Genomic DNA, 22,829 nt, shown 5'->3' with positions numbered 1-22,829 from the left:
ATAATAAATCTATTAATAATTAATTAGACATGCGTGCTGGAAGTGTCATTGCGATTGGAGAAGCTTTAATAGATCGACTTGGACCTCTTGGTGGAGACCCATCTAGTGATTTGCCAGTAACAGATTGTTTTGGTGGCGCTCCAGCTAATGTTGCTTGTGCCTTGAGCAGACTAGGAGCGAAGGTCTCTTTTATTGGCTCTTTAGGAAATGATGCTTTTGGAGAGGATTTTAATAATCTATTAATCCAAAGGGGAATTAATACCTCTGGATTACAGCAAGATACTCTTCGTCCAACAAGAGTTGTATTGGTTCGTAGAGACTCTGATGGAGAAAGATGTTTTGAAGGATTTGAGGGTGATAAAGGCTTGGGATTTGCCGATCAAGCCATATCTTTGGAACAAATTATTCGAGACTGGCCATTGGTTGCGGAAAATGCGCAATGGTTAGTGGCAGGAACAATTCCTTTGGCTTCAGAAATATCATCCAAAGCTTTTTTGTGGTGTATCGAAAATGCTATGCATTCAGGAATAAAGATTGCCCTTGATTTGAATTGGCGTCCAACTTTTTGGCGAAACCAAGTTTCGACCGGCTCAGAGCCCTCTGTGAAAGAAAAAAATCAAATATTGTCAATTTTAAAAAACGTCTCATTAATAAAACTCGCAAAAGAGGAGGCTCAATGGTTTTTTAATAGTTCTGATCCAACTGAAATCTCTTCATCTCTTCCGCAAAGACCATCTGTTGTAGTTACCGATGGATCAAATCCTATTTTATGGCGACTCAATAATCACCTTGGCAAATCATTTGCGATTATCCCCTCTTCTGTGGTTGATACAACTGGAGCTGGTGATGCATTCACTGCAGGATTAATTTATAAACTCATCTCTGTTGAATTAGATCAAATCAGTGAACAAAGTGCTAAAGATATTATTCAATTTGGAATTGCATGTGGCTCTCATGTTTGCAAGGGATTAGGAGCGATAGAACCACAACCTTACTTAGATGATATTGACAATTTATTGTCTTTATCTAAAGGAGAAATCAGCTGAAAAAAACGGGATTGATTTTCTGAGGAATATTCTAATTTTCCTCTCCAAGCATCAGGCATTGGCAGTGATAACCTTTCTGGCCATTCAACAACCATCAATGCACCAATGGCTTTAGATTCCTCTTCCTCTTGTAAAAAAAATTCGTTTGCCGCATTTTGTTCTTCAATCCTGTAAAGATCAAGATGTACCAATGGAGGCGATCCCAAAGGATAATGTTGGGATAAAGGAAAAGTTGGAGAAGTAATGGGCTCTTGAATTTTTAGACTTTTTGCAATTCCTTTAACTAATGTGGTTTTTCCTGCTCCAAGAGGCCCATTTAAAAGGAGAATGCGTAGATCTGGAAATATTTTTGTTAATGTTGAACCTAATGACATCGTTGATTCAGGTTTATCTAAAGTCCAGCAGAAATTATTGGTTTGCTGAGCAAATGAATTAAAAACCTTGAATTGTTTTTCTGTATCTTTTTCCACTATCTCCCATAGAGAGTCCAACTTATGTTCGCAGCAACCAAGTCAAATCTCAACAGTATTGAGAATAATACTGATTACGTCGTTAACGATATAACGGAAGCAGAATTCGGGCGAAAAGAACTTTTGATAGCTGAAACAGAAATGCCTGGTTTAATGGCACTGAGAAAAAAATATGGATCCCAAAAACCCTTAAAAGGTGCTTTCATAGCAGGTAGTCTCCACATGACTATTCAAACAGGAGTTCTTATTGAGACTCTCGTTGAACTTGGTGCAAAAGTTAGATGGGCTTCATGTAATATTTTTTCCACTCAGGATCATGCTGCTGCAGCTATTGCAAATTCAGGAGTCCCAGTATTTGCCAAGAAGGGTGAGACTTTAGATGAATACTGGGAATATACGCATAAAATTTTTGAGTGGAGAGATGGTGAATCTGCAAATATGATTCTTGACGATGGTGGTGATGCGACTGGATTGATTATTCTGGGGAGCAAAGCGGAAGAAGATATTTCAGTTCTTAATAACCCTTCAAATGAAGAGGAAATTGCATTATTTGCTTCCATTAAGAAAAAACTTTCACAAGATCCAACTTTTTATTCAAAAGCTAAATCTTTTATAAAAGGAATTACTGAGGAAACCACAACAGGTGTAGCTCGTCTTTATCAAATGGAAAAAAATGGAGAACTTGTTTTCCCAGCAATCAACGTAAATGATTCTGTGACTAAAAGTAAGTTTGATAATCTTTATGGTTGCCGAGAGTCCTTGGTGGATGGGATCAAAAGAGCTACAGATGTCATGGTGGCTGGCAAGGTAGCCCTTGTAATGGGATATGGAGATGTTGGAAAAGGTTCTGCGCAGTCTTTAAGGGGTTTAGGCGCGACAGTAATGATTGCTGAGATAGATCCAATATGTGCTCTTCAAGCCGCAATGGAGGGTTATAGAGTTGTGAGATTAAATGAAGTTGTGGAAGATGTAGATATTTTTGTTACTGCCACTGGAAATTTTCAAGTGATTCGTCATGAGCATTTGATTAGGATGAAGAATGAATCGATTGTTTGTAATATTGGCCATTTTGATAATGAAATAGAGGTTTCCTCTTTAAAGTCTTATGAATGGGAAAATATTAAACCCCAAGTAGATCACATAACTTTACCAAGCGGTAACAAAATTATTCTTCTAGCAGAAGGGAGATTAGTTAATCTTGGATGTGCCACTGGTCATCCTAGTTTTGTTATGAGTAATTCTTTTACTAATCAAGTATTAGCTCAAATTGAACTATTTAAATATGGCGTTAAATATTTGAACAAAGTTTATGTCTTGCCCAAACATTTAGATGAAATGGTGGCTGTTCTTCATCTAGATAAGATTGGAGCAAAGTTAACTAAGTTAACTCAAGAACAAGCTGAATATATTAATGTTCCAATCGAAGGTCCCTACAAGACAGAGCAATATCGTTATTGATTTTATTTAAATAGTTCAAACTAAATGGAAATATCTGAATTTATTTCTTCTTTACCAGTATTTATAGGAAATGCAGTTGAGACCAATCAGTGGATTGGTTATGGAGCGATCTTATTGGCAATGTTTTTGGAAAACCTAATTCCGCCAATTCCTTCAGAGTTGATTATGCCTCTTGGAGGCTTTTATGTGTCTCAAGGTCAATTAGATTTTTTACCAGTTGTTTTAGCAGGTTTAATCGGAACTGTTATTGGGGCGTTGCCTTGGTATGGAATTGGCAGATTGGTGAATGAAGAAAGACTTGAGAAATGGCTTGAGAAGAATGGACGTTGGATTGGGATTAAGCCTCAGGAACTTGCTCGCAGTCGTAAATGGTTCAACAGGTATGGAGTGTCTTTAGTCTTCTGGGGAAGATTAGTACCTGGAATTCGTACTTTGATTTCAGTTCCAGCAGGGGTTGAGTTAATGCCTATCACTCCTTTTCTAATTTGGACAACCGCTGGAAGCTTGATTTGGACGTTGTTTTTAACAATTACAGGGTTCTATTTAGGGGATAATTATGCAAACATTGAAACGTTAATTAGTCCCTTCTCAAGTGTATTTAAGATAATCATTATTGTTGTTATATCTGGAGCTTTAATAAATTTAATTTATAAAACTCTACGTAAACTAATTAACAACTAAAAAGATATTTTTAAAATGGAATTTCGTCGTTATTACTTGGTTGCTGGCTAAAATTGTTGTTTTGAAAATTACTATTTTCTGAATCTCTTTTTGATCCTAATAATTCAAGACGATCAACTCTAACAACTGGCTTATTTCTATCCTCTCCAGTATTGCGATCCTTCCAACTATCCAATTTGAAGCTACCAGTTATACCGATCAAAGAGCCTTTTTTTACATAATCAGCCGCTACTTGGGCTTGTTTTCCCCAAATTTCTAAATTGAACCAATCTGGTTCATCGTTCCTATTCCTTCTATTTACGGCCATTGTTAGATTTGCTACTACAGTTCCAGATTCAAAATATCTAACTTCAGGATCTCTGCCTGCTCTTCCAACAAGAGTGACTGAATTTATTGCCATCATTACCTCCTCTGTTTACTGGTTGCTAAATAATATATCTATCTTAGTTCAACTCTCTTTATGATGGCTCAAATGATTGAAATCCGTGTTTTTTAACCGTTTCAAATTTTCCCGAGATATTGGGATTGATTTAGGTACTGCAAATACCTTGATTTATGTTTCTGGTAAAGGAATCGTTCTGCAAGAACCTTCTGTTGTAGCGATGGACTTAGAAGAGGGGATCCCACTCGCAGTGGGCAATGATGCGAAGTTAATGTTAGGGCGAACACCAGGGAATATTCGTGCCGTTAGACCCCTTCGGGATGGGGTAATAGCCGACTTTGATGCGGCTGAGCAAATGCTTAAGACATTTATTCAAAAATGCAATGAGGGCCGTGGAATAATTGCACCCCGACTAGTAGTTGGTATTCCCAGTGGTGTGACTGGTGTAGAGAGACGGGCAGTTCGGGAGGCTGGTCTCGCGGGAGCAAGAGAGGTGCATTTGATTGATGAGCCTGTCGCTGCTGCAATTGGAGCTTCTTTGCCAGTTACTGAGCCCATAGGGACAATGATTGTTGATATTGGTGGAGGGACTACTGAAGTTGCTGTTTTAAGTCTTGGTGGAACAGTTTTAAGTGAATCTGTGAGAGTTGCAGGCGATGAAATTAATGATTCAATCGCGACCTATTTGAAAAAAGTACATAACCTAGTAGTTGGTGAGAGAACAGCTGAAGAGATAAAAATTAAAATTGGATCAGCTTTTCCATCTAATGAATTTGATTTGCAATCAATAGATGTACGGGGATTACATTTACTCTCAGGGTTGCCTCGATCAATCAACTTGAAAGCAGGCGATTTACGTGAAGCCATGTCAGAGCCTCTGAATAAGATTGTTGATGCTGTTAAAAGAACTCTAGAGAGAACTCCACCTGAACTAGCGGCAGATATTGTTGATAGGGGTATAATGCTTGCAGGAGGGGGGGCTCTTGTTAGAGGAATTAGTGATCTGTTAAGTCATGAAACAGGAATTTTTACGCACGTAGCCGAAGATCCATTGCTATGTGTAGTAAATGGATGTGGTTTGGTTTTAGATGATTTTAAATCAATGAGAAGAGTTTTAGATACGCCTGATTTTGCTCGAAATGTAATTAGAGATTGAACAATGATTAAAGCCCGAAGGGAAATAGGGTTTCATTTGCTTTTGAAAGGGAGGTTATGGGTAATATTTTTATTTGGAGCTTTATTATTTGGGATTCGTTGGTCAAAAGGAGCAGGATATTTAGATTTATACTCGGTTTTATTAAAACCCATACTCCCAGGTACTGCTCAAAGCGAATGGATCAAGGAAGGAGATAATGCTGAAAAAAATATTCGATTAAAATTGCTTGCAGATGATAATTCTCGTTTACGAAGAGCTCTTTCTTTAAAAGATTTTAATACTAATCAAAGAATTTCAGCTGCTGTAATATCTCGATCTTCAAGAAATTGGTGGCAACAGTTAGAAATTAATAAGGGTGCAAAAGATGGAGTTTTGAAAGGGCAAACAGTAATTGGTCCAGGCGGCTTAATTGGTCTAATTGACAGCGTAACCCCACTTACTGCAAGAGTTAGATTATTGACCGATCCTGGTCATCAGGTAGGAGCTTGGATTGATCGTACTCAGCACCATGGGATTTTGACTGGGATGGGAACAAATAGACCAAAACTGATTTTTTTAAATAAAAATAGTTTGGCTAAAATTGGAGATGCTGTTACTACATCGCCAGCAAGTACTCTATTACCCCCAAACTTAACAATTGGAATTGTTAAGTTTGTGAACGAAAAAGCCTTGCCATCTCCATATGCAATAGTTCAATTAACTGCAGCACCTGATGCGGTTGATTGGGTTCAAGTCTTGAAAAATGATGCTCAAAAATAATAAGAAAATATCAATCTTTTTTATTTTAACTTGTTTGCAATTTTGCATAATTACAGCTCCTGATTGGCTAAAAATAAATGGAATAACTCCATGTTGGCCTGTTATCTTATTGTTGCCACTTTCACTGAAGAATAGTCCTTATAAAGCCGCTATAGCTTCAGTTTTATTAGGAATCTTTATAGATTCTTTTACAATTAGTGATGTTTCTTACGTTCCATCTTTGCTGCTTCTGTCTATCGTTTGGAGTACATATGGATTGCATAATAAAAAAATTGAATTATTTCTAAATATTGGTTTGATGGCTATATTTGGAACTGCCTTTGTTGGGTTTTCTATATGGGTTCAAAAAATTTTTCTTTATAGCGATTTAAGAAATAATTGGTTTCATTCTTGGTCAATCTTTGTATTAATTTCTGAGGTCATAATTACTGGATTAGTTGCCCCATTTTTCTCCTCATGGCTTCTTCTTACTTATAAAAAAAACTAATGCAAAATTTTTTAAAGCTTTAAAAATAGAATAAATACTTATTTATTAGTGGGGACTCTGTCTTTTAGATTAGTCAAATGGCTTTGAATACCTTACTTTAAGATGATATCGTCATATAACAAGAAGCCATTTCGATGGTCCTGTCACTAAGGCAACAGCTAATCTCATGACCTGCATTTTGGTTGTAGATGATGAACCAGCAGTATTGAAAGTCTTGGTCACAAGGCTAAATCTTGCTGGTTATAAAGTTTTATCTGCACAGGATGGAGAGCAAGCACTAGAGGTTTTTCACAAAGAAGCTCCAGACTTAGTGGTTCTAGATGTCATGCTCCCGAAGATGGATGGCTTTGCAGTTTGTCGAAGAATTAGAGCTGAGTCTTGCGTTCCAATAATATTCTTGACTGCTCTTGAAGCGATTTCAGAAAGAGTTGCAGGTTTGGATTTAGGCGCTGATGATTACCTGGCTAAACCATTTAGCCCCAAGGAGTTAGAAGCTAGAATAGCGACGATTTTGAGACGTGTGGGACCTGCTCCAACTATTGATGAACCAAGAGAAGTCCCGTCAGGTCAAGGAGTAATGAAGCTTGGTGATCTTGTTGTAGACACCAATAGAAGGCAAGTCAGTAGAGGAGGAGAAAGGATAGGCTTAACATATACAGAATTTAGCTTGCTGGAATTATTATTTCGTGATCCTGGCCGTGTTGTACCTCGAGCAGAAATTCTGGAACAGCTTTGGGGTTATCCTCCAAGAAGAGCGGCTGATTTAAGAGTTGTGGATGTTTACGTAGCTCGTTTAAGAGGGAAGCTTGAACCAGATCCTAGGAATCCTGAGTTGATTTTAACTGTCAGAGGCATTGGCTATGCTTCTCAAAGAATTGGAGAATTTCCTACTGCTATTGCCAGTTAAAGATTAATAGCTCAAAATTGATAGGTTTGCATTTGAAATTGTTTATTCTTGCCGTATGTACCCATTGCCTTGTCTGAATTAAGAGATACGCGCCTCGAGAAGGCAAAAGCACTAAAAACCCTTGGGAAAGGTCCCTATGGTTTGAATTTTCGACCTACTGACTCTGCCGCTGTTTTGCAGGGAAAATATAAAGACTTACCAAATGGCGAAGAAAAAAAAGACGAAGTATCTATCGCAGGGCGAGTAACTTCTAGAAGAGTGATGGGAAAACTTGCTTTTTTTACTCTTTCCGATGAAACAGGCATAATTCAACTCTTTTTGGAAAAGGCGACCTTAAATCGGAATGAAGATAGTGAGAATCCAAAGAATAATTTTGAGAACATTACCTCTTTGGTTGACTCTGGTGATTGGATAGGAGTCAGTGGAATATTAAGGAGAACTGATAGAGGTGAACTTTCTATAAAGGTTTTCGAATGGTCAATGCTATCAAAATCTTTACAACCCCTACCAGATAAATGGCATGGACTTGCCGATGTAGAAAAGCGCTATAGACAAAGATATTTAGATTTAATTGTAAATCCACAGTCAAGAAAAACTTTTCGAACTAGGGCTTTATTAGTTAGTTCAATTCGACGTTGGTTAGATGAAAAAGACTTTCTTGAAATCGAGACTCCAGTTTTACAATCAGAAGCTGGAGGAGCGGATGCAAGGCCTTTCATAACTCATCACAACACGCTCGATTTACCTTTGTATCTGAGGATTGCAACAGAATTGCATCTTAAAAGACTTGTGGTGGGTGGATTTCAAAGGGTCTATGAACTTGGAAGAATTTTTAGAAATGAAGGAATTAGCACAAGGCATAATCCTGAATTTACTTCTGTTGAAATTTATGAGGCCTTTGCAGATTATTTCGACATGATGGATTTAACAGAAAAATTACTTTCTTCAGTTTGCGAAAAGATTTGTGGATCGACCAAAATTAATTATCAAGAGCAAGAAATAGATTTGCAACCTCCTTGGAGAAGGGCCACGATGCATGATTTAGTTAAGGAATTTACTGGAATTGATTTTGAATTATTTGGAGACAATGTTGATGATGCTAAGGCTGAAATGAGTCGAGAGGGGCTTCAAGTGCCTGATAAGGCTGATACTGTTGGAAGCCTATTAAATGAAGCTTTTGAGCAAGCAGTAGAGCCTGAACTGATTCAGCCTACATTTGTCATGGATTATCCAATTGAGATTTCTCCATTGGCTAGAAAACATAGAACTAAAAAAGGTTTAGTGGAAAGATTTGAACTTTTTATTGTTGGTAGAGAAACTGCCAATGCTTTTAGCGAATTAATTGACCCTATTGATCAAAGAGAACGTTTACTTTTACAGCAAGCGAAAAAAGAAGCAGGTGATCTTGAGGCTCAAAGCCTGGATGAGGATTTTATCAATGCTCTTGAGGTCGGAATGCCTCCCACAGGAGGTCTTGGAATAGGAATAGATAGGTTTGTAATGTTGTTAACAGATAGTCCTTCCATAAGAGATGTAATAGCTTTTCCACTTTTACGACCAGAAGCAAATTTAAAACAAACTGCAAAGTGACCCATCAGAGTGGATAATAGGCATGTAAGTATTTTGTTCAGATGAGCGGCGAGAGAGTTGGTTTCCGTTTCAAGCATGCAGATGCTGTTGTGAAAAGGAACCCCCAAGGGCGTTCAAGACGCGGTTGGGTTATGGAACCTGTTGAGCAAACGACAAGCAGGGGTACAAAAATGCCTGCTTATCGCATTAGATGGAGAGATAGCGAGCGTCCTGAAATCGTTTTACAACATATGCTCATTGCTGATCCTGATCCAACACCGCCACCCGAAAATGTTAGCTTGGATGTCACATGAGAAAGGATAATTAAAGTTTGATTTTTTATAAGAATTCGAGTAAAAAGTAACAAATTTTTTTCTTTTAAAAACGTTTTAGAGCATTAGCTACATCTCTTTTGGAGTCATTGATCTTCTCTCGATCTCTTTTGTCATGAATCTTCCTTCCTTTACCGACTCCTATTTTTAATTTGATCCATGAGCCTTTTAGATAAAGACTTAAAGGGATTATTGTTAAACCTTTTCTTTCTAAACTTATTTTTAATTTCTCGATTTCTTTTCGATGTGCAAGAAGTCTTTTGATTCTCAGAGGTTCGTGATTGAAAAATTTACCGGCATGATTATGAGGCGATATATGAACATTATGAAGTTGAATTTGATCTTTTTTGATTAGGCAAAATCCATCTTTTAAATTTACTTTTCCAGCTCTAATTGATTTAACTTCTGTTCCAAGAAGCTCTAATCCAGTTTCAAGTGTTTCTAGGATTTCATATTCATATCTTGCTTGTCGATTTTCTGCTAAGCGACGATTTCCATCAACTGAGGAATTGTTTTTGGATTGTTTCTTTCCTTTTTTGCTCATTCTTCTATTTACCTCCATTTTTGTTGAGATGCCACTACCATTTGATCATGGCAATTGTGTCTTCAATTACTAATCATTCTTCTCTTCCCAATGATAAAGGAGAGGAAAGATTGGTTGGTCCCAGTCTTTTAAAAGAGGAGCTTAAATTATCTCAACAAGATTCACTAAGGCCTAAATCTTTTGATGATTTTGTAGGTCAATCTGAATTAAAAAAAGTTCTTGAGATTTCAGTTAAAGCATCATTAAAAAGAGGAGAAGCACTTGATCATTTAATGCTTTATGGGCCGCCAGGATTGGGAAAAACTACCATGGCTCTTGTTATTGCTGAGGAATTGGGGGTTAAAGCTAGAGTTACAAGTGCTCCTGCTCTTGAACGACCAAGGGATATTGTTGGATTATTGATTAATATTCAACCACGTGAATTGATTTTTGTTGATGAGATTCACAGACTCAATCGCATTTCACAGGAACTTTTGTATCCAGCTATGGAAGATAGAAGGTTAGATTTAACTGTAGGTAAGGGTACTTCTTCTAGAATGCGATCAATCGAAATCCCCCCCTTTACCTTAGTAGGTGCTACAACAAAACCTGCAGCATTAAGCTCCCCTATGCGAGATCGTTTTGGTATAACTCAGCGACTAGATTTTTACAATTATTTGGACCTTGAAAATATAATTAAAAGATCTGCGAAACTTATTAATTTAGTAATTTCAGAGGAAGCATCTCAACAATTAGCCAAAAGATGTCGAGGTACTCCTCGGATTGCAAATAGGCTCATACGAAGAGTTAGAGATTATGCAGAAGTGTATTCTCATTCAAAGAAGATCGATGTTGAAGTTGTGAACGATGCACTTGATCTACATCGTGTGGATCAAAGAGGTCTAGATGCAACAGATAGAAGTTATATAGGCTTGTTAGTAAATCAATATCAAGGAGGCCCAGTAGGGCTTGAGACTTTGGCTGCTGGACTTGGAGAGGATTCAACGACCCTTGAAACTGTAGTTGAGCCTTATCTAATGCAAATTGGTTTTTTACACAGAACTTCTAGGGGAAGGGTTGTTACTCCAGCAGCTAAAAAACATTATTTACTAACTTCCCCAAATAATATAGATAAATGATTTTGGGAAGAGTTGTAAAAGTTCTACTTTTACTTTCTATTATTTTTGTTTTCGTGCCATTGTCGACCCAAGCTAAAGTGCTTCCTAAAGTTTTATTCGAGAAAGCCCTTCAAGAAAGTAAAGAAGGAGATTTCATTCGAGCTGAAAAAGATTGGAGTTCTTATTTAAATGATTACCCAGATGATGCGGCTGCCTTGAGTAATAGAGGTAATATTCGTCTCGCACTTGGTGATCCTAAAGGAGCTATAAAAGATCAAACTAAGGCTATTGAAATTTCGCCTGAAGATTTAGACCCTTATCTGAATAGAGGAATTGCTGAAGAAGCTTTGCAGCGTTGGGAGGACGCCAGTAAAGATTACAACTATGTTTTAAAAAATAATCCTAAAGATGTTTCAGCTTTATATAACTTAGGTAATGTGATGGGTTCCATGGATAATTGGAGTGAAGCGAAGAAATTGTTTGCTCAAGCTGCCTCGTCAAACAATGCAATAGCTATGGCTAGGTCTAGTGAGGCGCTAGCGATTTATCAATTGGGCGATCTTGAACTCGCTGAAAAGAAAATCAGAATATTAATCCGTAAATATCCTTTATTCGCAGATGCGAGAGCAGCATTAAGTGCTCTTCTATGGAGTAAAGGCTTCTTAGGTGAAGCTGAAAGTAATTGGGCTGCGGCTGCTGGATTAGATATTCGATATCGAGAGAAAGAATGGTTGTTGAATATTCGCCGTTGGCCTCCAAAACCTACAAATGATTTGATTGCATTTCTTGCATTGGATGATAGATGAAAGATTTAGGAAAAAAAATTGACGTTTTAACCAAGGATATACTGCCTGATTTAATTCAATTACGTCGTCATCTCCATGCTCATCCAGAGCTAAGCGGTCAGGAATATCAAACTGCTGCTCTTGTTGCAGGGGAGCTTAGAAAATCAGGGTGGGATGTAAAAGAAGCAGTTGGCAAAACGGGAGTAGTAGCTGAAATGGGTAACAAAAGCGGACCTGTTGTTGGCTTACGAGTTGATATGGATGCTTTGCCAATTGAGGAGAGAACAGGTTTAGAATATTCATCTTCAATTCAAGGCCTGATGCATGCCTGTGGCCATGATCTACATACTTGTATTGGTTTGGGGGTGGCTAAAGTATTAGCAAAAAACAAATTTACAAATTCTCGAATCCGAATCATTTTTCAACCTGCTGAAGAGATTGCCCAAGGTGCAAATTGGATGAGAGCTGAAAAGGTTCTTGAAGGTGTTCAAGCTCTTTTTGGTGTGCATGTTTATCCAGATTTGTCAGTTGGCAAGATTGGAATAAGAACTGGTACTTTTACAGCTGCCGCGGCTGAATTGGAAATAGAGATTATTGGTGATGGAGGGCATGGAGCCAGACCACATGAAGGCATAGATTCAATTTGGATTTCTGCAAAAGTTATTAGTGGACTTCAAGAGGCTATTAGTAGACGTTTAGATGCTCTTAAGCCCGTAGTTATTAGCTTTGGGAAGATTTCAGGAGGTAGTGCTTTCAATGTAATTGCTGAGAGGGTTAAGCTTCTAGGCACAGTAAGGTGTCTTGATAACAACCTTTATGAAAAATTGCCTCAATGGATTGAGAAAATAGTACAAAATATAGCCTCTACTTACGGAGGTAAGGCGAATATAAAATTCAAGTCGATCGCGCCTCCAGTTTATAACGATCCAGAGTTGACTAGTTTGTTATCTACCTGTGCGAAGAATTTTATGGATGAAGAAAATATTGTTTATTTAGAAAATCCGTCATTAGGAGCTGAAGATTTTGCTTTCTTCTTGCAAGATGTTTCAGGCACGATGTTTAGATTAGGAGTGGCTGGCAATAAAGGTTGTGCTCCATTGCACAGTGGAAACTTTTCTTTGGATGAAAGAAGCCTAGAATTAGGAATAAAAATTTTGTCTCAAACATTAGTCATGGCATCTAAAACCCTCCAAAACATTTAGTTGCTGATTTTATGAACAGATTGGGCAACCCATTAATCTCAATTTCAGCACCTTTGCTAATTTTATTAGCAATTACAGGCTTTTTACATAGAGAGGGCAAAGATAAAATCCAAGCCATACCTGCTTTAGTTGTAGGCAGTGGATTGGTTTTTACTGGTGCGGTTAGAAGATTTCGGAGACGAAGAATGTTGTTTCTAGAGATAAAAAAAGATATGAATGAACAAAATTTTTAATTCGAAAATTTTATCTATAAAAACTTTAGGGTTTAGTTGCGGATTTCGAGCTAATTTGTATTTATCACTAGGGGTGCCATATTGCTTTGCGGTATGGCTGAGATCACACCCTCTGAACTTGATCTGGTTTAAACCAGTGTAAGGAAAGTGAAATCTTGTGATCTTGATGCATATTGCTCCTTTTTTATTCAATAGCTTTTTAGTTCATGCGGAATTCATGGGTGGCTTCTAGAAAAGGTAAAACCAATGTTTCTCAGATGCATTTTGCTCGCAAAGGCGAAATTACTGAAGAAATGAGGTATGTGGCAAAGCGTGAGAATCTTCCTGAGTCTCTGGTTATGGAAGAAGTCGCGCGCGGTCGAATGGTTATTCCTGCAAATATTAACCATATGAACTTAGAGCCGATGGCAATAGGTATTGCCTCAACATGTAAAGTCAATGCAAATATTGGTGCTTCACCAAATGCAAGCGATATTAGTGAAGAATTAAAGAAGCTTGATCTAGCAGTAAAATATGGGGCTGATACTCTTATGGATCTTTCTACTGGAGGGGTTAATTTAGATGAGGTACGAACTGAAATTATTAATGCCTCCCCTATCCCGATAGGGACAGTTCCTGTTTATCAAGCTTTAGAAAGTGTTCACGGTTCTATTTCAAGGTTAAATGAGGATGATTTTTTACACATAATAGAAAAGCATTGTCAGCAAGGAGTTGATTATCAAACCATTCATGCAGGCTTATTGATTGAACATTTACCCAAAGTTAAAGGTCGTATTACTGGAATAGTTAGTCGTGGCGGAGGAATTCTTGCCCAATGGATGCTTTATCACTACAAACAAAATCCTCTATTTACTCGTTTTGATGATATTTGTGAAATTTTTAAACGCTATGACTGCACCTTTTCTTTAGGTGATTCTCTAAGGCCTGGATGTCTGCATGATGCATCAGATGAAGCTCAACTCGCTGAATTGAAAACTCTAGGTGAATTGACTAGACGTGCTTGGAAGCATGATGTTCAAGTCATGGTTGAAGGGCCTGGTCATGTACCTATGGATCAAATCGAATTCAATGTTAGGAAGCAAATGGAGGAGTGTTCAGAAGCTCCCTTTTATGTTCTAGGTCCATTGGTAACAGACATTTCTCCTGGTTATGATCACATTTCAAGTGCTATTGGTGCAGCCATGGCAGGTTGGTACGGGACTGCGATGCTTTGTTATGTAACACCTAAGGAACATCTTGGGTTGCCTAATCCTGAGGATGTTAGAGAAGGTTTAATTGCTTATAAAATTGCTGCTCATGCTGCAGATGTCGCAAGACATAGATCAGGAGCTCGTGATCGTGATGATGAATTAAGTAAGGCTCGTAAAGAATTTGACTGGAACAAACAATTTGAATTGTCCTTAGATCCAGAAAGAGCCAAGCAATATCATGACGAAACTTTACCTGAAGAAATTTTCAAGAAAGCAGAGTTTTGTTCAATGTGCGGTCCTAATCATTGTCCAATGAATACAAAAATCACAGATGAAGATCTTGATAAATTAAACGATCAAATACAGTCAAAAGGTGCAGCTGAATTAACTCCAGTAAAGTTAAACAAAGAAAACTAGTTCTTTGTTTAACTTTTTCTGTAATAACTATTTCTAATTAAATAATTAATTTTATTTGTTGAGAAGACTTCTAGATTTTTCTAGTACGTTTTCAACTGTAAATCCAAATTTTTCCATACATAATCCACCTGGAGCAGATGCTCCAAAGCTATTCATAGTTACGCTGTCACCATCAAGACCAATATATTTGTGCCATCCAAAACTCTCTGCGGCTTCTACTACTAGGCGTTTTCTGATATTTGAAGGCAAAACTTCTTCTTTATAACTATCGCTTTGTTCTTCAAAAAGTTCAACGCATGGCATAGAAACAACACGCACTTTTCTACCTTCCTTAGTTAACTTTTTCGCTGCTTGAACACATAAATCAAGTTCAGTTCCTGTTCCGATAAGTATCAGTTCTGGAGTGCCATCGCACTCCTCAAGTACATATCCACCTAAAGCAACTTTGTCTACGGATGAATTTTGTTGATTGGCCATACCCTGCCTACTCAGGCATAAGGAACTTGGTCTCTTACGATTTTTAATTGCAACTTTATAAGCACCACTGGTTTCATTGCCATCGCCAGGACGGAATACCATCATATTGGGCATTGCTCTCAATGATGGAATGGTTTCTATAGGTTGATGTGTTGGGCCATCTTCACCAACACCTATGGAATCATGGGTTAAAACATAAATAACTCCAAGCTCACTAAGAGCGGAAAGACGCATAGATCCTCTCATGTAATCTGCGAAGACTAAGAAGGTTCCACCATAAGGAATTAAACCACTGTCGTGATAAGCAATTCCATTTAATATGGCTGCCATAGCGTGCTCTCTGACACCAAAATGTAAATAACGTTTTTCAGGACTTTCATATTGAAAAGATCCAGTTTCGCCTTTTATATCTGTGTAGTTTGAATGAGTTAAATCAGCAGAACCTCCTATTAGTTCAGGGATGTTTGGACCAAGAGCACCTAGACATATTTGAGAATGTTTTCTAGTGGCAACCCCTTGGTCATCGGATGTATAGGTAGGTAAATCTTTATCCCAGCCTTCAGGGAGCTCACCTCTCAACATGCGCTCAAATTGAGATGCTTCATTAGGATATTTTTCTTTGTATGTAGCTAGGCTTTGATTCCACTCTTCTTCTAGCTGTGCACCTTTTTGAATGGCTTGTCGATATTGATCATAAGCATCTTGGGGAACCTCGAAAGGTTTGTATGACCAACCTAATTGTTTTCTAGTGAGCTCTGCCTCTTCTTCGCCCAATGGGGCGCCGTGAATACCTGCAGTATCACTTTTATTTGGAGAACCGTAGCCGATAGTTGTTGTTACTTTGATGATGGATGGCTTATCAGTGACTGATTTGGCTTTTTCGATTGCTTGAGATATGCCTTCAACATCTGTATTCCCTTCAGAAATTTCTTGTACATGCCATCCATATGCTTCATATCTTTTTAAGACATCCTCCGTAAATGAGACATCTGTTCTTCCATCAATAGTTATGTGATTATCGTCATAGAGAGCTATTAATTTTCCAAGTTTTAAATGCCCAGCAAGAGAACATGCTTCTGAAGAAATACCTTCTTGATTACATCCATCCCCCATGATCACATAGGTGTAATGGTCTACAACTGTTGAATCAGGTTTGTTGAATTTTGCACCGAGGTGAGCTTCCGCAATGGCTAATCCAACTGCATTTGAAATTCCTGCTCCCAAAGGGCCTGCAGTTACTTCAACTCCAGGAGTTTCAAAGGTTTCTGGATGCCCTGGAGTTTTAGCTCCCCACTGTCTAAATTCTTTTATATCTTCAATGGTGACAGAGTCATAGCCGGTCAAATGCAAGAGAGCATACAAAAGCATGCAGCCATGTCCTGCTGAAAGAACAAATCTGTCTCGATTAAACCATTTCGGGTTTTTTGGATTGTGTCGTAAATGCTTGTCCCATAATGCATAACCCATAGGTGCGCAACCCATAGGTAAACCTGGGTGACCACTTTTGGATTTATTAATTGCATCAACAGCGAGCATCCTGATGCTGTTGACGCAAAGTGTGTCTAGGGAAGTAGTCAAGGCAACCATTTTGAATTAGTGAGTGGGGGATAAGAAATTTAAGTGGAAAGCGAAAATGAAATTGATTTAGATCATTTGTCGAAAAGCTAGACAGACATTGTGACCGCCAAACCCGAATGAGTTAGATAGTACGACACCTAATTTCTTTTCTCTTGCTTTGTTGGGCACATAATCAAGATCACAATTTGGGTCTGGATTGGAATAATTAATTGTTGGCGGAATTATTTCATGTTTTATTGCCAGAGCACAAGCAACAGCTTCGATTCCACCAGACCCTCCTAGTAAGTGCCCAGTCATAGATTTGGTTGAGCTTGTAGGTACTTGATACGCATGATTTCCTAAAGCAGCTTTTATAGCAGATGTTTCATTGCTGTCATTAGCTGGAGTGCTAGTTCCGTGAGCATTAATGTAATCGACTTCTTCGGGATTAATTTGTCCATCAATTAATGCAAGTTTCATAGCTTCTGCCCCTCCCACTCCACCAGGTGTAGGAGAGGTAATGTGATGAGCATCACAAGTGGTTCCATAACCAATGATCTCTGCATGGATTGTTGCGTCTCTTTTTAATGCATGATCAAGAGTTTCTAAAATTAGTACTCCGGCCCCTTCTCCAATTACAAATCCATCTCGTTGAGAATCAAAAGGTCTACTTGCGGTAGATGGATCATCATTTCTGAAGGATAAGGCTTTTGCACTAGCAAATCCTGCTACTCCTAGAGGGGTGATACTTGCTTCTGCTCCACCGCAAACCATTGCATCTGCTTTGCCTAATTGGAGCAGTCTAAATGCATCACCTATAGCATTTGATCCAGCGGCACAAGCAGTGGAAACTGCTGAACTTGGACCTTTAGCGCCTAGTGCAATAGCTGCTAACCCTGTAGCCATGTTGGGAATCATCATGGGAACAGTAAAAGGACTAACTCGACTTGCTCCCTTGTTCTCTAAAACATGAGCTTGGGTTTCCATAGTCAACAATCCGCCAACTCCAGAACCAATAATTACACCAATTCTTCCAGAATTTGAGTTGTCAATTATTAGACCTGAATGATTTAAGGCTTCTTTTGCTGCAATAACTCCAAATTTTGAAAAACGATCCCATCGTTTGGATTCTTTTGGCTCTAATTTGCCAGTCGGATCAAAACTTTTCACCTCTGCTGCAAATCTGCATGCATGGGATGAGGCATCAAAGAGTGTTATTTGATCTACCCCATTTTGCCCGGATTGAAGCCCTTTGAGGTAACTTTCGAGGTCGTTGCCAATTGGAGTAATGGCGCCAAGACCTGTAATAACAACTCGATGGAGTTTCTCCATCATTTGAACCTCAAGACTGTTTTTCTTCGATGTATTTGACTGCATCACCAACAGTGGCAATGCCTTCAGCAGCCTCGTCGGGGATTTCTATGTCAAATGCCTCTTCAAGAGCCATAACTAATTCGACAGTGTCGAGAGAGTCAGCTCCGAGGTCGTTTTGGAAATTTGAATCCGGTTTAACTTCACCGGCTTCAACGCTAAGTTGTTCTGCGACAATAGAACGAACTTTTTCAAGAATTGCTTCCTGGGACATAACCTTCTTAGACCTGACTTCCAATACTACGGGTTAGAGTGTCGAGTTAACAAAAGTGACGGCATTGCAACTATTTTTTTTTATGTAGCGAAACGTAAGTATAGTTTTATACATCAAGAAAATATGGGTTAGTAATTTGTCACACGCCGTCAAAATCTATGACACCTGTATTGGCTGCACCCAATGCGTAAGGGCTTGTCCGTTAGATGTTCTTGAAATGGTCCCTTGGGATGGCTGCAAAGCTTCACAGATAGCTTCATCTCCAAGAACAGAAGATTGTGTTGGATGTAAGCGTTGTGAAACTGCTTGTCCAACTGATTTCCTTAGTATTAGAGTTTACTTAGGTGATGAAACAACTAGAAGTATGGGATTGGCTTACTAAAAATTAGTATTTTTCTTAACGAAGGTTTATTTTATATAAATAATTTGTGACGTTAATTTAAATATATGTGTGGCATATTTGCTGTTATTGGATCAAGAGAAGTTTCTTCTTTACTTATTGATGGATTAAGAAAATTGGAATATCGCGGTTATGACTCTGCAGGTATAGCAACAATTGACAATTTAAATAACGATCAAATTGGACAACTAAATGTCACAAAAGCAAAAGGAAAGCTAATTAATCTATCAAACTTAATTAAAAAAAAGCCTCCAAAAGGTCATGTTGGTATCGCCCATACTAGATGGGCTACTCACGGTAAACCTAATGAAAGAAATGCCCATCCTCATCTTGATTTCTCAGGGCAAATTGCAGTTGTGCAAAATGGGATTATCGAGAATTACAGAGATTTATCTAACAGCCTGAAACTTAAAGGAATCAAATTAACCTCGGAAACTGACACTGAAATAATTCCACATTTAATCGGTCTAGAGATAGAACACTATCTTGCAAATGGACTTTCCCCTAATGAACAAACATTATTAATCGCTGTTCAAAAAGTTTTGACTTTATTAGAAGGGACTTATTCCATAGCTGTGATTTGGTCCAAGGCACCCAATGCTTTAGTGGTTGCTAGAGGACAAGCACCATTAGTTCTTGGCTTTGGCGAGGGTGAGTTTTTTTGTGCAAGTGATACGCCAGCATTAACAGGATTTACCCGTACATTTTTACCTTTGAGGGATCACGAAAGTGCACTTTTAACTCCACTAGGAATTGAACTTTATGATGATGATGGAAAGAGGCAGCATAGAGCACCGTCGATCATAGAGGGCGCGGAATTTTTTGCGGATAAAAGAAATTTCCGTCATTTCATGCTTAAAGAAATTTATGAGCAGCCAGAGACTGCACAACAATGGATAGATAGATTTTTGCCAATGGACTTGCCTTCCGAAAATCCAATAGCTATGCCGGTATCTAAATCGATCCTTGAGAATATAGAACAAATACAAATACTTGCCTGTGGCACGAGCAGACACGCAGGTATGGTTGGTGCTTACTTGTTAGAACAGTTTGCAGGGGTCCCTACAAAGGTATATTTCGCGAGTGAATTTCGGTATGCTCCCCCTCCACTTTCCCCCCATACTTTGACAATAGGAGTAAGTCAATCAGGCGAAACGGCAGATACGTTAGCTGCCTTAAGGATGGAAAAGGAGAGAAGAGATTCGACTCAAGATCCTAATTTTTCTTTTCATCAATTGGGAATTACTAATAGGGTTGATAGTTCATTTGGTCGTGAACTAGAAAATGTTATTGATATTGGATCAGGCATTGAAATAGGTGTTGCAGCCACCAAAACCTTTCTGGGTCAAATGTTGTCCTTTTATGGTTTGACAATTTTATTTGCATCACATAGACAAAAAAGAAAATCTCAAGAAATTTTAGATCTCTCTAATGATTTGAGATTAATTCCTAAACAGCTAACAAATCTTATAAAAAAACATGATTCTCTCTCTAAGGAAATAGCACATTTGTTTGTTGAAACAAAGGATGTAATTTTTTTGGGTAGAGGAATAAATTATCCAATTGCACTTGAAGGTGCTCTAAAACTTAAGGAAATAAGCTACATCCATGCGCAAGGCTATCCAGCTGGAGAGCTCAAACACGGACCAATAGCACTTTTAGATCAACATGTTCCAGTGGTATCTATAGCTGTCCCGGGGGTCGTGTATGAAAAGGTACTTAGTAACTCGCAAGAGGCTAAAGCTAGAGATGCCCGTTTAATTGGGGTGTCTACACATCGATCTGAATCGGAAATGTTTGATGAATTATTTACTATTCCAAAAGTTAGTGAATGGGTAAGCCCCCTATTAACTGTTGTACCTTTACAGCTATTTAGTTATCACATAGCAGCTCATAAAGGGTTAGATGTTGATCAGCCGCGGAATTTAGCCAAAAGTGTAACCGTTGAATAAAATTTTCTAACTTTCAATCATTTTTTCTAATTAATTTCCAGAAGATTTTTTTAATAAAATAAAGCTTTTTTATTAATTCTGATTTTTTATTCTGCCATAAGAATCTTCAAAACGAATGATGTCTTCTTCGTCTAAATACGTTCCGCTTTGAACTTCAATAAGTTCAAGTCTCATTTTCCCTGGATTACTTAATCTATGTTTGCAACCTAAAGGGATAAATGTACTTTCATTTTCACTTAAAAGTTGTTGTTCTCCATTTTTTTCTATCAAGGCTGTTCCATTAACTACAACCCAGTGTTCAGCTCTATGATGATGCATTTGTAAAGAAAGAGAAGCATTTGGTTTTACCTCTATGAGTTTCACTAGCCATCTATTTCCCTCGACAATTGTAGTGTAATTACCCCATGGTCGATAGATTTTTTTATGCATTTTCCCTTCTGGAAATGCCGTCGAAGTTAGATTTTTGACTATATTTCCAATATTTTGAGATTGATCTCTATTGGCTACTAATATAGCATCATTTGTATCAACAACTATTAGATTTTCTATCCCTATTCCTACAATTAGACGTTGTTCACTTTTTAAATAACAGTTTTTACTTTTTTCAGCTATTATTCTCCCATTTATATAGTTTCCATCATTATTTTTTTTGCTAATATCCCATAAAGATTTCCAACTTCCTATATCATTCCATCCAACATTTAGAGGAAGAACGATTCCTAAATTCGTTTTTTCCATCACTGCAACATCTATAGATATTTTGGGACATTGCTTGAAGGATTCAGTTTCTAAACGTAGAAAATCAAGATCTTCTATATCTTTCTCGAGAGCAATTTTGCAATAATTAAGTATCTCTGGAGCGAATTTTTTTAATTCACTAATTATCGTACTCGCTTTAAAAAGAAACATACCACTATTCCATGTATAGCGAGAATCTTTGATTAATTTCTCAGCTATATCTTTATTAGGCTTTTCTATAAATTTGTTTATCTCTAAACCAATTTTTTGATTTTCTTTGGTAGGAAATTCTTTTGTTTCAATATAACCGTAACCAGTTTCTGCGCTTGTTGGAACTATACCAAAAGTTACTAGACTTCCTTGATTTGCATATATTTTTGCAGATTGAATTACTCTTTGAAATTCAACGTTATTCTCTATCAAGTGATCAGCAGCCAAAATCAATAGTAAAGGGTCTTTACCTAAAGAAATTGCTTGAAGAGCAGCAACTGCTATTGCTGGAGCTGTGTTACGTCCTACGGGTTCTAAAATAATTGCTTGAGGATCAGTATTTATCTCTCTAAATTGCTCTGCAACTATAAATCTGTGATCTTCATTGCATATTAATATAGGATTTTCTAGTCCCTCTAAACCTAGAAGCCTTTCATAAGTTTTCTGCAAAAGTGTTTTTTTTGTGCGTGAATCTAATGCTAGAAATTGCTTAGGATAACTTTCTCGAGAAAGTGGCCAAAGTCTTGTTCCTGATCCACCACTAAGAATTACAGGAATTATTGAGTGATCAGTTATGTTCATAAAGAACTTTGCAATCTATTTTTGAAGTTCTGATTAAAAACTCGAATAATTATTAGAGTTCCAATAAGCCAGGGGGTGGGTTGATTAGCAGCCATTTTTCTTTGATTTCTATTTCTGGGACAATTTCTTTAACAAAAGGTACCAAAACTTTTTTACCTTCCACTAACTCTATCTCTAGAAGGTCATTACCTCCTTTGATTAAGTCAGTTACATAACCAATTAGAGCTTTACTTGGACCTCTTCTTGCTTCTAAACCAATTAAATCATGGTAATGGTACTCATCTTTACTCAACATCGGTCTGCTATCAATTGGTATGACTAATTTCCAACCAATAATTTCTTCTGCAGAACTTCTAGTAGATACTCCCTCGATTGAAAGTACATAGATTGACTTACCTGGAATAAGCTTCCCTTTTGTTAATTTGATTTCAGTAGGCAATTCATCAGTTTTTTGAATCCATCTCTTCCCAGGTTTTGTAAATCTTTCAGGAAAGTCGCTGCTAGGTTTAATTCGAAGATCTCCTCTTAACCCTTGCGGAGCAACAATTTCACCTATTGTCATCCATTTATCTTTTTCGAACATTTTTATGAGTAGAATTTCTTTAAAAGTTTA

Annotated in this window: 24 protein-coding genes and 1 riboswitch; of the genes, 16 read left to right on the top strand and 8 right to left on the bottom strand. The window is 37.7% G+C overall.

The genetic code is table 11. The annotated features are described in order from the left end of the window. Positions 1–29: 29 nt before the first annotated feature. Entirely contained in the window at positions 30–1,046 is a 1,017-nt protein-coding gene (locus PMN2A_RS09290) for a carbohydrate kinase family protein (RefSeq protein WP_011295548.1), read from the top strand. On the opposite strand, the gene tsaE is transcribed toward PMN2A_RS09290, so the two are convergent. Next, positions 992–1,516, bottom strand: coding sequence for a tRNA (adenosine(37)-N6)-threonylcarbamoyltransferase complex ATPase subunit type 1 TsaE (gene tsaE / locus PMN2A_RS09285; protein WP_011295547.1), 525 nt, complete (start codon positions 1,514–1,516; stop codon positions 992–994). The two genes, PMN2A_RS09290 and tsaE, sit on opposite strands and share 55 nt — an antisense overlap. A 24-nt stretch (positions 1,517–1,540) precedes the next feature. Here tsaE and ahcY point away from each other — a divergent pair, with 24 nt between their 5' ends. Together ahcY and PMN2A_RS09275 are read left to right on the top strand one after the other, a co-directional pair. Further along, positions 1,541–2,974, top strand: a complete 1,434-nt coding sequence (gene ahcY / locus PMN2A_RS09280) for an adenosylhomocysteinase (protein WP_011295546.1) — start codon at positions 1,541–1,543, stop codon at positions 2,972–2,974. A gap of 24 nt (positions 2,975–2,998) precedes the next feature. Continuing rightward, a complete protein-coding gene (locus tag PMN2A_RS09275) occupies positions 2,999–3,655 on the top strand; it encodes a DedA family protein (protein ID WP_011295545.1) in 657 nt (218 codons plus the stop codon). Between the two features lie 10 nt (positions 3,656–3,665). On the opposite strand, the gene PMN2A_RS09270 is transcribed toward PMN2A_RS09275, so the two are convergent. Beyond that, the gene (locus PMN2A_RS09270) at positions 3,666–4,055 is read right to left on the bottom strand and encodes a single-stranded DNA-binding protein (protein ID WP_011295544.1); all 390 of its coding nucleotides are present in this window, start codon (positions 4,053–4,055) and stop codon (positions 3,666–3,668) included. An 85-nt stretch (positions 4,056–4,140) separates the two neighbouring features. Here PMN2A_RS09270 and PMN2A_RS09265 point away from each other — a divergent pair, with 85 nt between their 5' ends. The 6 genes from PMN2A_RS09265 to PMN2A_RS09240 all read left to right on the top strand — a co-directional run bounded on the left by PMN2A_RS09265 (position 4,141) and on the right by PMN2A_RS09240 (position 9,229). Beyond that, the gene (locus PMN2A_RS09265) at positions 4,141–5,193 is read left to right on the top strand and encodes a rod shape-determining protein (protein ID WP_011295543.1); all 1,053 of its coding nucleotides are present in this window, start codon (positions 4,141–4,143) and stop codon (positions 5,191–5,193) included. Positions 5,194–5,196: 3 nt separating this feature from the next. Beyond that, entirely contained in the window at positions 5,197–5,952 is a 756-nt protein-coding gene (gene mreC / locus PMN2A_RS09260) for a rod shape-determining protein MreC (RefSeq protein WP_011295542.1), read from the top strand. After that, positions 5,936–6,439, top strand: coding sequence for a hypothetical protein (locus tag PMN2A_RS09255; RefSeq protein ID WP_041711076.1), 504 nt, complete (start codon positions 5,936–5,938; stop codon positions 6,437–6,439). Before mreC ends, PMN2A_RS09255 begins: the two co-directional genes overlap by 17 nt. A gap of 166 nt (positions 6,440–6,605) precedes the next feature. Further along, positions 6,606–7,346 carry a response regulator transcription factor RpaB gene (rpaB, locus tag PMN2A_RS09250; RefSeq protein ID WP_011295540.1) on the top strand — a complete coding sequence of 247 codons (741 nt, stop codon included), beginning with the start codon at positions 6,606–6,608 and terminating at the stop codon, positions 7,344–7,346. A gap of 48 nt (positions 7,347–7,394) precedes the next feature. Beyond that, positions 7,395–8,936: a lysine--tRNA ligase gene (gene lysS / locus PMN2A_RS09245; protein WP_011295539.1), complete on the top strand. Its 1,542-nt coding sequence runs from the start codon at positions 7,395–7,397 to the stop codon at positions 8,934–8,936. Between the two features lie 41 nt (positions 8,937–8,977). Further along, the gene (locus tag PMN2A_RS09240; protein ID WP_011295538.1) at positions 8,978–9,229 is read left to right on the top strand and encodes a hypothetical protein; all 252 of its coding nucleotides are present in this window, start codon (positions 8,978–8,980) and stop codon (positions 9,227–9,229) included. Between the two features lie 64 nt (positions 9,230–9,293). On the opposite strand, the gene smpB is transcribed toward PMN2A_RS09240, so the two are convergent. Continuing rightward, a complete protein-coding gene (gene smpB, locus PMN2A_RS09235; protein ID WP_011295537.1) occupies positions 9,294–9,791 on the bottom strand; it encodes an SsrA-binding protein SmpB in 498 nt (165 codons plus the stop codon). 47 nt (positions 9,792–9,838) lie between these two features. Here smpB and ruvB point away from each other — a divergent pair, with 47 nt between their 5' ends. The 5 genes from ruvB (at position 9,839) to thiC (ending at position 14,715) form a co-directional block, all read left to right on the top strand. Further along, positions 9,839–10,909: a Holliday junction branch migration DNA helicase RuvB gene (gene ruvB / locus PMN2A_RS09230; protein WP_011295536.1), complete on the top strand. Its 1,071-nt coding sequence runs from the start codon at positions 9,839–9,841 to the stop codon at positions 10,907–10,909. Further along, positions 10,906–11,694, top strand: coding sequence for a tetratricopeptide repeat protein (locus tag PMN2A_RS09225; RefSeq protein ID WP_011295535.1), 789 nt, complete (start codon positions 10,906–10,908; stop codon positions 11,692–11,694). Before ruvB ends, PMN2A_RS09225 begins: the two co-directional genes overlap by 4 nt. Beyond that, positions 11,691–12,875 (top strand): amidohydrolase, encoded by a 1,185-nt coding sequence (locus PMN2A_RS09220; protein ID WP_011295534.1) that lies wholly within the window; start codon positions 11,691–11,693, stop codon positions 12,873–12,875. Before PMN2A_RS09225 ends, PMN2A_RS09220 begins: the two co-directional genes overlap by 4 nt. Positions 12,876–12,886: 11 nt before the next feature. Next, a complete protein-coding gene (locus PMN2A_RS09215) occupies positions 12,887–13,108 on the top strand; it encodes a DUF3188 domain-containing protein (protein ID WP_011295533.1) in 222 nt (73 codons plus the stop codon). A gap of 59 nt (positions 13,109–13,167) precedes the next feature. Then, a riboswitch (TPP riboswitch) is annotated at positions 13,168–13,271 on the top strand. Between the two features lie 43 nt (positions 13,272–13,314). Then, a complete protein-coding gene (gene thiC / locus PMN2A_RS09210; protein ID WP_011295532.1) occupies positions 13,315–14,715 on the top strand; it encodes a phosphomethylpyrimidine synthase ThiC in 1,401 nt (466 codons plus the stop codon). 51 nt (positions 14,716–14,766) lie between these two features. On the opposite strand, the gene tkt is transcribed toward thiC, so the two are convergent. From tkt to acpP, 3 genes are read right to left on the bottom strand one after another with little or no spacing between them, the layout of a single operon-like run. Further along, the gene (gene tkt, locus PMN2A_RS09205; RefSeq protein ID WP_011295531.1) at positions 14,767–16,779 is read right to left on the bottom strand and encodes a transketolase; all 2,013 of its coding nucleotides are present in this window, start codon (positions 16,777–16,779) and stop codon (positions 14,767–14,769) included. Between the two features lie 57 nt (positions 16,780–16,836). Next, positions 16,837–18,084 carry a beta-ketoacyl-ACP synthase II gene (gene fabF / locus PMN2A_RS09200; protein ID WP_011295530.1) on the bottom strand — a complete coding sequence of 416 codons (1,248 nt, stop codon included), beginning with the start codon at positions 18,082–18,084 and terminating at the stop codon, positions 16,837–16,839. A gap of 7 nt (positions 18,085–18,091) precedes the next feature. After that, a complete protein-coding gene (acpP, locus tag PMN2A_RS09195) occupies positions 18,092–18,334 on the bottom strand; it encodes an acyl carrier protein (RefSeq protein ID WP_011295529.1) in 243 nt (80 codons plus the stop codon). Positions 18,335–18,470: 136 nt separating this feature from the next. Between acpP and psaC the strand changes: the two genes are divergently transcribed. Together psaC and glmS are read left to right on the top strand one after the other, a co-directional pair. After that, complete coding sequence (gene psaC, locus PMN2A_RS09190) at positions 18,471–18,716, top strand: photosystem I iron-sulfur center protein PsaC (protein ID WP_011295528.1); 246 nt, start codon at positions 18,471–18,473, stop codon at positions 18,714–18,716. 65 nt (positions 18,717–18,781) lie between these two features. Beyond that, complete coding sequence (gene glmS, locus PMN2A_RS09185) at positions 18,782–20,686, top strand: glutamine--fructose-6-phosphate transaminase (isomerizing) (protein ID WP_011295527.1); 1,905 nt, start codon at positions 18,782–18,784, stop codon at positions 20,684–20,686. A 72-nt stretch (positions 20,687–20,758) separates the two neighbouring features. On the opposite strand, the gene PMN2A_RS09180 is transcribed toward glmS, so the two are convergent. Next, a complete protein-coding gene (locus PMN2A_RS09180) occupies positions 20,759–22,216 on the bottom strand; it encodes a mannose-1-phosphate guanylyltransferase/mannose-6-phosphate isomerase (RefSeq protein ID WP_011295526.1) in 1,458 nt (485 codons plus the stop codon). Positions 22,217–22,268: 52 nt separating this feature from the next. Beyond that, positions 22,269–22,799, bottom strand: coding sequence for a ribosome maturation factor RimM (gene rimM / locus PMN2A_RS09175; RefSeq protein WP_011295525.1), 531 nt, complete (start codon positions 22,797–22,799; stop codon positions 22,269–22,271). Positions 22,800–22,829: the final 30 nt, after the last annotated feature.

The organism is Prochlorococcus marinus str. NATL2A (assembly GCF_000012465.1).
GTDB lineage: Bacteria > Cyanobacteriota > Cyanobacteriia > PCC-6307 > Cyanobiaceae > Prochlorococcus_B > Prochlorococcus_B marinus_B.
The sequence above is the reverse complement of the archived record's forward strand: the minus strand, read 5'-3'. Positions and strand labels throughout refer to the sequence as shown.